Genomic DNA, 14,583 nt, shown 5'->3' on the forward strand with positions numbered 1-14,583 from the left:
CTTTAAAAATAACATATACTTATAAATTTATGAGTCACTCATAATTATGTAAGTATATGTTTCAACTGAGCTGCGTTTCACCGCCAATCGGTTCATGAAACGTTTGACGGCTGTACACAAATTATGAAACAAACAACTATGAAATTTATTAGTGACTAATAATTTTGCAAATATATTTATATCATTAGGTTTCTTCATTATAATCAAGAACGTAACTCAACAAAACAATCAAAAATATCAATAGGAGGATAACAAAATGAATGAAAATGTAAAAAAGATTTTTAAAGAGCAAATGTGGTATCTGGCAACTTATTCTACAGAACCAAATGCTGTTCCTGTAGCGTTCAAAGACGTTACTGATGACGGTAAGTTGGTGGTGGGTGATGTATTCTTGGAAACAACCCTGAACAACATCAAGGTAAATGGAAAAATTGCCGTCTCTGCCAGCGATGCATCCACAATGGAGGGTTACCAAATCAAGGGTACCGCACAGTACATTACGGAAGGACCGATTGTTGACACATTCAAGAAGCTGGTTTCTGATATGTTCAATGGGGCTGTCACTGCAAAGGGCGCATTAATTATCACACCGGAAAAGGTCATTGTTACAACTCCCGGTTCAGATAATAAAAAGGAACTTTAAATCATCTCTTCAGGGTAAAATCGCTGCGTTCTAACAAGATTATCCCTCCATGCGAGCGGCGGCTTTGAAAAACCAGAGCCGCCATTTCTTTCTTATAAAAGACATTTCAACACTGGTTACATTTTTTCATTCCAAATTGGAAGGTAAATTTCTTTTCCGTGGTCTGCTATCTGTTTCTATATGGCAGAAATTCCAGAAAACGCTTAACAGCAAGAGAGGCTGTCTTTTTTCCTCTCATAGCCAAGCAAATCTTCCTGTAAGCCGGTACATCCAACTGCTTAGCCGTAACCCGATATGAATTACGCTGCAGGATAAGCTTTGGCAAAATACTAATTCCCAATCCGCTTTCCACCATCGCCAGGATTGCATAGTCATCCCAAGTCGTCAGTCTGACATCCGGTTTTATATCCCATTGCTGAAGGATTTCTGCAATATCTGCATTGATCCCTTCGCCCAAAAGAAGAAAAGGGAAATCGCATAAGGCGCTAACCGGAAAACGATCGCACCCGGCCAAGGGGTGATCATCAGGAATAACCACAAGCAGGGGATCCTGCTCCAGAAAAACGGTATCCAGTTCATGATTGGCTGGCATGCGGAGGAAACCAAAATCCACCCTGCCTTCCAAAATCCACTGTTCAACCTCTGAATAATTTCCCATCAACAGTTCATAATCAATATTCGGATAGTTATTTTTAAATTCCCGTATAATATTGGGGAGCCAGTGAGTTGCAACACTGGTGATGGTACCAATTCGAATCAGGCCTGATTCCAGCCCATTTATCTCATCAACTTTTGTGAGAAGTTTTTCATATTCACAACAAACACTTTGTGCAAAGGGAAAAAGCTTTAACCCGTCGGAAGTCAGCCGGACTCCGGCTTTCCCCCGTTCCAGCAATATTACTTTCCACTCTTTCTCAAGATCATGGATCATCCTACTAATACCTGATTGCGAATAATTAAGGATTTCCGCTGTCTTCGTAAAACTCCCATATTCTACTGTCTTAATAAATGCTAAATACTTCTGTAAATTCGTATCCATTTTTCACCCTTCCATCTGATTTCCTCATGCAAACCATGATAAACATTTGCTTTTGTGATAATTGTAATTATGATACACTAAATCAGAAATTAACACAAGAAATAATATATATACAGATTGGAGTTATTATGAGCCTTTATCAAAACCGAATGATAATAAAAGTGGGGACATCTACATTAACAAATGAAATAGGAAAGAACAATTTGCACTCTTTTGACCGCCTGGCATGTGTCCTTTCCGACATACATAATATGGGTTATGAAATTATACTTGTATCGTCAGGTGCAATTGCTGTGGGCACAAACAAGCTGCAGATGAAAAACCGCCCTTCCAGCATGCGCCTTAAGCAGGCAGCCGCAGCCGTGGGACAATGCAGCATAATGTTCCTGTATGATAAATTCTTCAGCGATTATGATAAAACGATCGCTCAAATTCTTCTGAACACAGATGATATAGAAAACGAAGAAAAGAAAGAAAATTTAACAAATACTTTTGATACTCTGCTGGATCTTGGCGTCATTCCCATCGTAAATGAAAATGACTCTGTCAGCTATACAGAAATAGAATCAGAAGACCGGCTATTCAGCGATAATGACATGCTTTCTGCTGTTGTTGCCATTCTTTGCCGGGCGAGCAAACTGGTGATTTTCTCAGATATTGACGGATTCTATGATCACGACCCACGGCTCTATCCGGATGCCATGTTAATAAGCAAAATCGACTGTATTGACCATAGTGTCCATAAGCTCGCCGGCGGCGCCGGGTCCCGGCGCGGAACCGGCGGAATGAAAACCAAACTGAACGCAGCAGAACTGGTAACTGCTCAGGGTATTGATGCCATTATTACAAACGGAAAAAATCCGGATGCACTCTATGACATCATAAAGGGACACAGTATCGGTACACTTTTCTCTGGAAAGAAATAAATTCATTCCCATTTATTCTGTTAAATTTATGGTGATTGCTTTTGGTCTTGTCATTGCTTCTATGGAGTACTTTACACCCTGGGTACCCATACCGGAGGCTTTTACTCCCAAAAACGGAAAATGGTCCGGACCTCTTTCTGTTTTGTTATTAATCTGTACGGTTCCTACTTCTAATTTTTCAGCAATGCGAAAAGCTTTATTGATATCTTTGGTAAATACGGAAGATTGTAAGCCATATTCTGAGCGGTTAGCTATCTCTACCGCTTCCTCCATATTTTTTACCCGAATAATTGGAAGAATTGGTGAAAACGGTTCTTTCCATGCAATCTCCATATCCACTGTTACTTTATCCAGCAAAGTAGGATAGACTAAATTTCCTTCTCTCTTATTTCCAACAATAAGTTCTGCACCTTTAGCAATAGCATCCTGAATTAAAAACTCGGCAAAATCAGCAGCTTTCCGATCGATCAAAGGAGTAATAACTACATTATCTCTGGGATCTCCTACCGCTAACTTTTCAATTCCAGTTTTCAGCATATCCACTAACCGGTCCGCTACTTTATCTGTGGTAATAATACGCTTCACCGCCGTACAACGCTGGCCGGAATAAGAAAATGCACCTTCAACAATATTGTTTGCCGCATATTCCAGATCGGCATCTTCCAGTACAAGAGCCGCATCCTTACCGCCAAGTTCCAGTAACAGAGGGGTCATACAGGATATCTGGGATAAATGCCTGCCTACCTCCGTACTTCCTGTAAAATTAATAAAGTCAATGCTTTCATGTGTTACAATATAGTCTCCGATCTCACTGCCTTTCCCGGTAACGGACTGCAGCACTCCCCCCGGCAATCCGGCATCCTGTAATGCATTTACAAGATGAAGGGCGCTGACAGCCCCCTGTGTCGCCGGTTTTAATATTACCGTATTGCCCCCGATCAGCGCCGGTGCTATCTTGGAAGCTGATAAATTAATTGGGTAATTAAAGGGTGATATGGCTAATACGGTACCAAGGGGAATTCTTTTTACATAGGATATCTTATTGCGGGAACCGCCTGGGAAATTCTCCCCGCTCACTGCTATTCCTTCCAGACTTTTTCCTACATCTGCGGTAAACCGTAGAAAATCTGCGGTTCTCTTCACTTCTGATACGGAAGATTTCTTATCTTTTGCAATCTCCATCATCAGGATATCCGATATTTCTTCTGCTCTTTCCTCCAAAAGCTCTGCCGCTTTGTATAATATTCTGGCCCTTTCAAATATCGGAACACCGGTCCACAAGGAGAGACTTTCTTTAGAATAACGGACAACTTCATTGACCTCTTCTTTGCTGATTGCCTGTATCTCACCGACAAGAGAACCGTCTACAGGGGATGTTATGGTAATGACATTCCCCGATGCTGATTCCACCCACTGTCCATTGATTAAATTTCTATAAATAAGCTTTTTATTGCATAATCCAGACATATTATTCTCTCCTTTCAATGCCTTCATAATTTTCATATGCTTATAATATACCATAGATATAAGAATCAAATACCAATATTATTGCAATATAATCTGTCAGCTCCATTCAGAAGATTTCCTGCAGTTCTCTTAAAATTGTAATTTTTTAGATATTTATGGCATTTAAACAATCGATTTATCGGTTTAGAGGGAATTATGGATTCAAAATATTTCATGAATTTTAAGTATTAACTGGTAAAACTTTTATATAGATGTATGATATATATAGTATCATACAGTCCGGACCGCAAGCAAAACCGCATAATAAATTCCATGTTCCGGAATATCCTATCGGCAAATTCATCAGGAAAACACATCAGATAAATCCACAGATTATATTATACCGCAGTTTTCAGCCGTAAGTCCTGCCAAGCTTATATATCAACGATCATAAACAGGTCTTATTTGTATGCAATGAAATACCACATATACAAAAGAACCTGGCAGCGGCTTATTGATAATTCTTAACCCCAATGAAAGGAGGGTGATATCGTCTAAGCAGATTTTGAAAAGAGAAGAAAGGTGGTGAAATTAAAATCGTCATGTTAATGTTAATCAAAGTTTAGAAAGGAGCGTATTTATGTATAACGATTATTTTAATGTACAGGTCGGCTCAAACGGTGAAATCTCAACCCTGAAATTAACGGGAGATACTTATCCAACGAATTATGTTCTGAATTCATCCAATGCTCCAAACCTTAACACCAGCGATCACCAATGGTTCGGAGAGCTCATGTTCAAGTACAGGCTTTCATCAGGTTCCTGGCAGACCGCACTTACACAATCTTCGGGCGACGTCAGGACGCAGAGCAATAATAAAAACTCAGTAACCGTAACTTATCAGAACTCATCAGATACAAAAGGCATAAAAAATTTCAAGGTCATTGAAACCTATTCCCTGGTTGATGATTCCCTGCAATGGTCGATCCAATTAACCAATACAAGCTCTCAAACACTTGAAATCGGAGATCTGGGAATGCCTCTGCCGTTTAATGAAATATGGCCGGGCGGAACCGTATATGAAGAAAGAGTTCTGTATCATGCGAATATTGCAGACAGTAATTCTTATGTATATGTAACAAGACCCAGCGGAGTAGGCCCTCTTCTCCTGATGATTCCCGATGCATCAACCGGAGCAGGCTGGGAGTACAGGGACAGATGGGTGAAATCAGAGCATAATGGGAGTTCCTGGGCATCAAATGACAACTGGCCGGATGGATTGCAGGTATACTATATCCATTCAAATGTAATCAAAAGCACGAACCGCGGCTACCTGTCGAATACCAGCCTGATTCTTGCACCGGGCCAATCAAAAACCTACACCTTTAAGCTCTTTAAAGCCGCTGATCAGAAAGCCATGAAGGAAAAGCTTTATGCCGAAGGGCACATTGATGTCAATGTTGTACCTGGCATGATCGTGCCAACAAATCAAAATGCGAAATTTGACCTTCATACATCCCAAAAAATAAACTCCGTTACAGCCCAGTACTCCGGGGAAACAACCATAACCTCACTGGGAACGGTAAATACAGATCACAAGATTTACTCCCTGAAAATGAACCATCTCGGTCAAAACAATATTACAATCAATTACGGCTCCGGTGAAAAAACGGTACTGCAGTTCTATGCCATTGAACCGATTGATTCCGCGCTTCAAAGACATGCAACCTTCATGGTAAACAATACCCAGTGGGGTGCGACCGGAGATATCCGTGCATATGTATTCGACGATTGGATGATGGATACAAAATCCAAAAGAAATAACTTTAGCGGCTATATGGGCTGGGGAGATGACTGGGGGTTGACCCATGCCCAGTTCCTGGCTGAAAAGAATGCCCAGTCTCCCGTCGCAGCGGAGATCACTGCACTGGATAATTATCTTGAATACTGTGTATGGAACAATGTAATGGTTCAGTCTACCTATCAGGTCCATGACTGGCTGAATACCCCTCATTATACCGATGACCTTTACCGTGCCTTTGCTTATCCCCATGTAGCAAATACCTATTATGGCATGTATAAGATCGTACGTTTTTATCCTTCTTTCATATCTTATAAAAATCCGGCAACTACATATTTGCTCAGGGCATATCACGTCATGCATAATGGTATGGCAATGAGCACGGGAACAGGACTCATGGGCGAATCTTCCGTTCCGGAGATCATCTCAGCTCTAAAAAAGGAAGGCTATCATACCGAAGCCAATACGCTGGTCAATGATTGTTCCAATAAGTATAACGACTACAGAAGTCAGGCCTATCCATATGGTTCCGAATACATTTACGATAATACCGGGGAAGAATCCGGATATATGGTTGCAAAAATGAACAATAACAAAACCATGATGAGTAAAATTAATGAGAAAACAAGGGCAAGCCGCGGAAGCCAGCCTCTATGGTACTACTACGCCGATCCGACATCCATATGCGGCTCCGGCTGGTGGCAGTTCCAATATTCCGCTGCTCTGATCGGCTATTGTATGGATGACTGGACCAGATACTATTCATCGGTTCCGGAAGAGGATGAGCGGATGGCCTATGCCGCAAAGATAGCAAATCTCAACTGCATCAACTCCGGGCAAATTGATTCCGACCCGGCAAATATCGGAACAGTCGCATGGACCTACCAGGCTTCCAGGGGCAATTACTATGAAGGATCTGCGGAAAGCGGAAAACTCCATAACGGCTGGAGACAGATGTCCGGAGAAGCTGATCTGGGATTATGGGGTGCAATACGGATCCTCAGCGCGGATGTATCCGTCGACCCGATCTTCGGGCTTTACGGATATGGCTGCAACGCTGATAAAAATGGCGAAAGCTATGTTATCACCCCGAAAGACGGCATCAACAAGAAGCTTAATCTGATCACGGAAAAGCTTTATATGGAATTGGACAGAGATCAATATACTTCAGCAACTGTGGCGGCCGCCAAAAATTATATAGAACTGACACTGAAAAACCAGTATACAGCAGCTGCACACACAACAACTCTTTCTATATACGGTCTTGCGCCGGGAAGCTATGATGTACTTGTCGATAAAACAGTGGTATCCGGTTTCACAGCCGTTGCGAACTCAAAAACGGCAATCAATCTGGACATCGGCACTCATGAAACCTACAATATCAGGATAACAAAGGGAAGTGCCCTTCCGGAGGTTGTAGCAAAGTATACCTTCGACAACACAGCCGAAGATTCATCCGGAAATAACAAGACGGCAATGTTAAATGGGTCTGCCTCCTATGCGAAAGGAATGTCAGGTCAGGCACTGATGCTTGACGGCTCAGGCGGATATGTAAGCCTGCCTGAAGGCATCGTAAGCAATTTGAACGATTTCACAATTTCCGCCTGGGTAAGTGCCCGTAAAACAGACACCTGGACAAGAGTCTTCGATTTCGGTACCGGAACGGATAAATATATGTTCCTGACACTTAACGCCGGCTCATATCCAAGATTTGCCATCACTACAGGCGGAAATGGTTTAGAACTGACCATAGACGGAACCTCTGCCTTTCCGACAGGAACATGGCATCATGCAGCTGTAACACTCTCAGGCACTACCGGTACACTGTATATTGACGGGTCCGCGGCAGCAAGCAATGCAAATATGACTTTAACACCATCAAGCCTTGGCAGCACGAACCAGAATTATATCGGAAAATCCCAATGGTCCGACCCCTATCTGAACGGTTCGGTTGATGACTTCCGGATCTACAGCAGAGCATTAAGTCCTTCGGAAATTCGTTCACTCTATGGGAACAATTCCAAACCGGAGGTGGCAGCGCCTCCAAGCTGGATCCATTCATTCTACAAAAAATGCGTTATGATAAACGGAATTCCTATCTGTTCAACTTCGGCAGTACCGGATCAGGCATTGCTCAATGCCTATGATATACTGGATGCCCAGTTGAAAAAAATTAAGACGGATAAGCCTGCTGTCCTGCAAAAAATGCTGGACAACCAGGTGTATGCCATAATTATAGGTTTAAATGAAACCAATGACATGCATCCTTCCTGGTCCGATAGCAGCGATCCGTCATGGCCAAGAAGAGGCGGTGGCGGCAATCCCACAACCGTACTGGAGGAGGACTGCATCGTTCCTTCCGATGATACCTGGCGTCAGAACTTCTGTGGTCTTGTCCATGAATTTGCTCATACGCTGCTGACATACGGAATCGGAGATGCAGGCCTTGCCGGAGCTGACACGGCTACCTACAATGCTATCGTCACTGCCTACAACCATGCTATGGAAGCAAATAAATACACGGAATCGGACTATGACCGCAGCAATTATCACGAATATTTTACGGGTCAATCCTGCAGGTGGTTCAATGCCAACCCGACGGATCTGAATGTACCGAATGCATCGGGCAAATCGGACCGCGAGCAGCTTAAAGAATACGACCCTGAGATGTATCACATCCTTTCAACACTTTATGGCGATTATAAACTGCCAAAGCCCTGGAATTAAAGGATATCATATCCCGCAGATTCTATATCTTTTACCTCTTAAGAAAGACCGCCGGCCGGCGGTCTTTCTTAATTCTCTTCCTGCAAGGACTGCTTTTTCTTATATATTATGAAATTTATTTGGAACTAATAAATTTTATATCCGCTATGTATTAATGAATTGCTTTCATCTCAAACTATGAAATTGATTAGTGACCAATAAATTTCATAGTATATTTACTCTTCTAAGTGCCTTTGTTATAGTCTAAACATGGTACAAGTAAACCATAGACGATTAAAAGGTATACAGCGATTATCGCAGCCCTTTCCTATCCCGGATTAAGGGGGCCGTATCCAAGGAACTGCTGATCCGCGACGAAGACGTACAGGTACTGCATGGCTTTGACAGCGTTGAAGATGCCCAGGCGTATCTGAATACCGATATGTTTAAAAACGATGTCTTTGTTAGCCTGAAGCCATTGTGGGCTGCCGATCCTGACGTCAAAATCTACACTGTTGCCTAAGTAAAAAGCAGATAAATAAAAAAGCCGGGGAAGTAGCGCTCTCCGGCTTTTCTCACTACTTTGAGGGGATTGCTGTTATGAATAAATTAGAAAGATTTGTTACCGCGGCCACTGCTAACCTCCGGCAAAAAGATGTCAGCGCTCTTCAGAAGATTGACAGTAACGGCATCGGCGAGGCTTACCAATATGTCACTTATGGTACCTGCTCCAAAGAGATTTTGATTGAAGTGAATGGCGATTTAGTGAGCCGTGTCCGGTTTAACGGCGGGTGTCCCGGGGGACTTGCAGCCATAGGAGAACTTGTAACAGGACTGAAGATCGATGATGTGATCGCCAAGGTAAAAGGCATTACTTGCAGGAATGGAACCTCTTGCGGGGATCAGCTTGCGCAGGCACTTGGACAAATTCAAACCCTGCGTAAAAATGCTGCCGATCATAATATGTAATGCAACACATCTGAAAGGCATTGAATCAAATTTGACAATATAGGAGAATAAAATTTATGAGAGATGAAACAAAGTGCTTACACGCAGGATATAATCCGCAAAATGCAGAACCACGTGTTATGCCAATTGTTCAGAGTACAACTTATGTATATGAATCAACGGAAGAGGTCGCTGCAGTTTTTGACGATCCTATGAAGAGTCTGATTTACTCACGGTTTGGAAACCCGACGGTGATGGCAGTAGAACGGAAAATTGCCGATCCTCACCAGTTCAAACTGTTCCCTTGAGGCCCTGGACCCCTTTGTCCCCAAATACTTACCCACATGCAAATACCTCCATAAATAACTCTGTTTTTGGCAGTATGATCATTTAGAATTTAACCATGCCACGAATCAACAGATTATAATTTCTCTTTTATCCGTACCGTTAAGTACCTCCGAAATCTTAAAATTTGCTTCACTCAATGAAATATGTATTCCAAACTTCTGAAAAACTTCATCCTTCAAATCCATACAATTTTGATGTTCCGGACGAATGTTTGATCTGTCATCTCCTATTTTTTTCCCTTCTATCATAAAATCAAAACTGTCAGAATCAGACTTCACGGTAACTGAATGCTTAATTAAGTCTGTACATAAATGCCTATGAACAGTATCAATTCGGTGCCAGCCTCCGGATGTCAATTCTCTTGCAATGATCTCCTCAATTTTATCCGCATATTCACTTCTGCAATCAATGAAGAATAAATGTGCCGGACGGTTTTTCTTTGTTATGGTGGGGATAATTTGAACATTCGAGGCACCGGAATCATATAAATATTGAATGACCTGTCCCAGATTTTCTCCTGACAAATGATCGACCTGAACCATAAATACCAGACCTTTTTTGGTAAAAATATTCATGTACAAAACTCCTTCAAATTATTGATTTATCTTCGTACCATTTGAGTTTCTCCGGAAAAGCAACCAAAATATAATGTTTTTATCAAGCCGAGGTAACAGCATTATTTAATACCGTTACCTCCCTTGAACATGGCATTCGTAATCAGAAAAACAAACTGATATTTAATCCGAAATCATTTCTAATGCTAATTTTCCGACCCTTGTTGCCGCCGCTTTACCACCAGGTATTGCCGCAGTCAGATAAGCAGATTTCTCTGCAATTGCAGCCGCATCTTCAGGCGTATACAGTTTCATCGCAGTAGCTGCTGCAACAGGCACGACTATGTTCAGAATACTGCAAGCTACCAATGCAATTTCGCCCGCTACTGCCCCTGCCAACGGAGCTGCCCAGGCTATGTCATCCCGTTCTCCTCTGCAGATTTTCGGGAGCAGATCATGGGCAAAACCATTCATTACCGCAGTTTTATCTCCAACTGTTACACTTATATCAATCAACATATCAAAGGCCAGATACTTTTGGGCCAGCTTGGAGCTTCTCCTCGCTCCGTTACCAATTTTCAGTATCTTAATTTTAACCTCCTCCCCCTCCATGCCGGAAAGAATAATACTGGAATGTTTTTCAATATATGCCACACGCTCGTCATCCAAAGCACGAACCACTTCCGCCAGAGTTTTGCCAGCCGATAATTGATCAAAGGTAAATTCCGCACGGGAATATAACGATTTTGCTCTTGCAGGATCAGTGGCATTGATCAGCATACGGGTAACAACACCATTATGAAGCTCAGCGGCTTTTCTTGCTATTAAGTTAATGCTCAGTAATGCCACCTCCGGACTGAATGAAGTGGCAGCCCTGTCTTCCGCAATCATCTTCGCTGCTTTTTCTGTATCGCCGTTATTGGCAACCAATGTTTTCATTCCTACGACTGCAAACCCTCCAATATGTCCCAGCGGCGCATTGAAGGCAGCTGTAGAAAAGCCTGATATGGTTTCAGCAAAAACAGCAAAAATTTCATCAAATGCCATCATGCCAATGACTGACGGTCCGCCGATATCTTTAAGAATTAAGCCAACATCTCCCACGACCTTTGCAGTGTCATACTCTTCCCCTGTGATTTTAATATGCAGCTTTTCAGGAAGTCCGGCAGTTTGGGCTGCAGTCTTACCAGCTAAATAAGCAGAACTGGTACGGCCATACGTTCCCAGTTCTTCTGGTATTTCAGCATCGGGATGGATTATTTCAAGAATCGCTGCGGCGCCTAAAACAGCTGCAGTAAAGGGATGGGGACGAATCGCAGCACCTGCCATAGCATCAAGCATTGCCTGTGTCCCGATACGTGCACCATTTTCAGCCATCTCCGGCCAGACATTGTCTTCTCCCAATGCACTATGACCATAGACTGGGCTTCCGGACACATTGACCGGTATCTTTCTTCCATCAATTGATGTCAGCTTGCCTTCCATCATTGCCTGATAAATTGCCATAACTGCCGGAAATCCTGAAATTTTATTATTCATTTTTGCAGTTGGAACAGCAGCAACACCACACCGGTCAACGCCTGCCAGCATTCGCGCAGTAGCACCCAGCTTTCTGTTTCCCGCCGGTATCCCGACCTGTGCCTTAGAGCCTGCTAAATACATAATGCACGCCACGATTAATGCAGCATTTGCCCCATCAGCGCCTGATTTTTTTGCCACCTGAATGGCTTTTTCCATAATGTCGTCAACCGGCAATCTCCGGGCATCGGCAAATTCAATTGACAGTCTGCTTCCTCTGAGCAGTTCTTCTGTAATGACATTTACAACAGTATGTATCGCTATATTAACCATGCCATGACCTCCGGCCAGCGCTTCAATTCTGTCATTTGTTAAATTTGAAATATTGGATACACATGCCAGTCCAGCCACTGAGATTATCTTACTTTTGTTCTTTGAGTCCATTGTGTTCATTATAATTCTCCTCCATAAAATAAAATTATTAGGTTTACTGCATTAATGTTTCACAAGCTCCAACCACATGGCTTAAGAGTATTGTTGTCGTAATCACTCCTACCCCTCCTGCAGCCGGCGTAATTGCCTTGGCTTTATCGAAGACCACATTATTATGCAAACTAACCTCCTCATAAGTCGAAATTTATGATAATCCTAATATTTCACCAGTTTCTGTAATATCCATACCACAAGCCGCGGGAATCTTTGGAAGTCCGGGCATTGTCATGATTTCACCTGTAATGGCTACAATAAAACCTGCTCCGGCAGAGACTTTCACTTCCCTAACCGTAATCTTGAATCCACTGGGTGCACCTAAAAGTGCCGCATTGTCCGAGAAAGAATATTGAGTCTTTGCTATACAGATAGGCATTTTATCCAAACCATGTTTTTCAATATCTTCCATTTGTTTTTTTGCATTTAGAGTAAAATTCACGCCGGCAGCATGATATATTTCTCTGGCAATCGTTGATATTTTTTCCTCAATGGTTCCTTCCACAGCATAAAGCGGTTTATAATTTGACTTCTTTGTCTCGCAAATCTGGACAACCTTTTCAGCCAGATCAATTCCACCGTCCCCTCCTTTTGTAAACACCTCTGAAAGACCTACTTCAGCACCTTTTTCAGCACATTTTTTCCTTAGTAAGTCTAGCTCCGCCTCTGTATCCGCCGGAAATCTGTTAATTGCCACTACTGCCGGTACTCCAAACTTAGCCAGATTTTCCAAATGCCTTTCAAGATTAGAGATACCTTTGCCAAGGGCATCAAGATTTTCACCGCTCAGCTCATTCTTCTGTAAGCCGCCATGCATTTTAAGTGCTCTTACTGTTGCCACAATAACAACGGCATCCGGATTAAGGCCTGCAAACCGGCACTTGATATCAAAGAACTTTTCCGCTCCCAAATCTGCCCCGAAGCCTGCTTCTGTAATAACATAATCCGCAAGCTTGAGTGCTACCTTTGTTGCCATAACGGAATTACAGCCATGGGCTATATTGGCAAAAGAACCTCCATGAATAAATGCAGGAGTATTTTCAATGGTCTGAACCAGATTCGGCTTGATAGCATCTTTTAAAAGAAGTGTCATGGCCCCCGTTGCTTTTAAGTCTTCTGCTGTAATCACTTCTCCCGTGGTGTTATATGCTACAACCATTTTAGAGAGCCTGTCCTTCATATCTGCCAAAGAGGTTGAAAGGCAGAGAATTGCCATGATCTCGGAAGCTGCCGTAATATCAAAACCCGCCTGACGTACAAATCCATCTCCATTTCCGCCTAAGCCAACAATAATATTCCTCAACGACCTGTCGTTCATATCCAGAACTCTTTTCCAGACAACCTTCTTAGGATCGATATTAAGGGCATTCCCTTGATGTAAATGATTGTCCAACATTGCGGCAAGCAGATTATGTGCTGAGGTTATTGCATGAAAATCGCCGGTAAAGTGCAGATTAATATCATCAATTGGAACAACCTGGGCATAGCCTCTTCCCGCAGCCCCTCCTTTCCCGCCAAAGCATGGTCCAAGAGAGGGCTCTCGCAAAGCTGTGATAGTTTTTTTCCCGATTTTATTCAATCCCATGGAAAGGCCGACATTTGTTGTTGTCTTTCCTTCACCTGCCGGTGTTGGGCTAATCGCTGTAACAAGAACCAGCTTTGCATCCGGCTTATCTTTCAGCCTTGTCAGAACATCCAGGGATACCTTAGCCTTATACCTGCCATAGAGTTCCAATTCGTTTTCCTGAATACCAAGCTTTTGGGCAATCTCGGTTATTGGAAGCATTTTGGCCTCTTGCGCGATTTGTACATCAGTTTTCACACTAATTCCTCCTCCAAATAAAATATTGGGTTAGTTTTATCCCTCTTATTTTCGTAACCGAACAGTATTAAGTCCATGTTAATAGCTGCGGATACACTCACCGGATCTACCGGCCAAGTCAGAATATCGGATAATTTAATATTAAAAGCTGTCTTAACTGCCTCTTATAGAAATCACTTTTAATTATTTTCTTCCTGAACAGAACTCATATCTTCATCTCATTGAATTTTATAAAATATAACAACAATTAAGACAGCACGCTAAGTATCAATGTGTTATAATAAATAATAAAGCATTTAACCTTCTAATAAAAGTACGCACTTTAAGGTAATGTGCTAACATATTG

The 14,583-nt window shown here is 42.4% G+C and carries 10 protein-coding genes and 2 pseudogenes; 6 read left to right on the top strand and 6 right to left on the bottom strand.

What is annotated here, in order from left to right; all coding sequences use genetic code 11:
• Positions 1-256 precede the first annotated feature (256 nt).
• On the top strand, positions 257-643 hold the full coding sequence (locus BQ9856_RS10930; protein WP_077611061.1) for a pyridoxamine 5'-phosphate oxidase family protein: 387 nt from the start codon (positions 257-259) through the stop codon (positions 641-643).
• Positions 644-809: 166 nt separating this feature from the next.
• Here BQ9856_RS10930 and BQ9856_RS10935 read toward each other — a convergent pair whose 3' ends face one another.
• Positions 810-1,682: a LysR family transcriptional regulator gene (locus BQ9856_RS10935; protein WP_077611062.1), complete on the bottom strand. Its 873-nt coding sequence runs from the start codon at positions 1,680-1,682 to the stop codon at positions 810-812.
• Positions 1,683-1,810: 128 nt separating this feature from the next.
• On the opposite strand from BQ9856_RS10935, the gene proB reads away from it, so the two are divergent.
• On the top strand, positions 1,811-2,608 hold the full coding sequence (gene proB, locus BQ9856_RS10940; RefSeq protein ID WP_077611063.1) for a glutamate 5-kinase: 798 nt from the start codon (positions 1,811-1,813) through the stop codon (positions 2,606-2,608).
• Between the two features lie 12 nt (positions 2,609-2,620).
• Here proB and BQ9856_RS10945 read toward each other — a convergent pair whose 3' ends face one another.
• On the bottom strand, positions 2,621-4,105 hold the full coding sequence (locus BQ9856_RS10945; RefSeq protein WP_442855585.1) for an NADP-dependent glyceraldehyde-3-phosphate dehydrogenase: 1,485 nt from the start codon (positions 4,103-4,105) through the stop codon (positions 2,621-2,623).
• Between the two features lie 589 nt (positions 4,106-4,694).
• Between BQ9856_RS10945 and BQ9856_RS10950 the strand changes: the two genes are divergently transcribed.
• The 4 genes and pseudogenes from BQ9856_RS10950 to BQ9856_RS10965 all read left to right on the top strand — a co-directional run.
• The gene (locus BQ9856_RS10950; RefSeq protein WP_077611065.1) at positions 4,695-8,582 is read left to right on the top strand and encodes a DUF5695 domain-containing protein; all 3,888 of its coding nucleotides are present in this window, start codon (positions 4,695-4,697) and stop codon (positions 8,580-8,582) included.
• 277 nt (positions 8,583-8,859) lie between these two features.
• Positions 8,860-9,084, top strand: a pseudogene (locus tag BQ9856_RS25190) (hypothetical protein); the annotation flags it as partial.
• A 77-nt stretch (positions 9,085-9,161) separates the two neighbouring features.
• Positions 9,162-9,530 (top strand): TIGR03905 family TSCPD domain-containing protein, encoded by a 369-nt coding sequence (locus BQ9856_RS10960; RefSeq protein WP_077611066.1) that lies wholly within the window; start codon positions 9,162-9,164, stop codon positions 9,528-9,530.
• Between the two features lie 56 nt (positions 9,531-9,586).
• Positions 9,587-9,787, top strand: a pseudogene (locus BQ9856_RS10965) (PLP-dependent transferase); the annotation flags it as partial.
• Positions 9,788-9,922: 135 nt separating this feature from the next.
• Here BQ9856_RS10965 and larC read toward each other — a convergent pair.
• From larC to BQ9856_RS10985, 4 genes are all read right to left on the bottom strand, one after another.
• Positions 9,923-10,432, bottom strand: a complete 510-nt coding sequence (gene larC / locus BQ9856_RS10970; protein ID WP_077611067.1) for a nickel insertion protein — start codon at positions 10,430-10,432, stop codon at positions 9,923-9,925.
• A gap of 162 nt (positions 10,433-10,594) precedes the next feature.
• Positions 10,595-12,382 carry a hypothetical protein gene (locus tag BQ9856_RS10975; protein WP_077611068.1) on the bottom strand — a complete coding sequence of 596 codons (1,788 nt, stop codon included), beginning with the start codon at positions 12,380-12,382 and terminating at the stop codon, positions 10,595-10,597.
• A 34-nt stretch (positions 12,383-12,416) separates the two neighbouring features.
• The gene (locus BQ9856_RS25455; RefSeq protein WP_268875590.1) at positions 12,417-12,542 is read right to left on the bottom strand and encodes a hypothetical protein; all 126 of its coding nucleotides are present in this window, start codon (positions 12,540-12,542) and stop codon (positions 12,417-12,419) included.
• A gap of 24 nt (positions 12,543-12,566) precedes the next feature.
• Positions 12,567-14,237 carry a formate--tetrahydrofolate ligase gene (locus tag BQ9856_RS10985; protein ID WP_077611070.1) on the bottom strand — a complete coding sequence of 557 codons (1,671 nt, stop codon included), beginning with the start codon at positions 14,235-14,237 and terminating at the stop codon, positions 12,567-12,569.
• Positions 14,238-14,583 lie beyond the last annotated feature (346 nt).

The sequence above is a fragment of the Clostridium sp. Marseille-P2415 genome (assembly GCF_900155545.1).
Taxonomy (GTDB): Bacteria; Bacillota; Clostridia; order Lachnospirales; family Lachnospiraceae; genus Lacrimispora.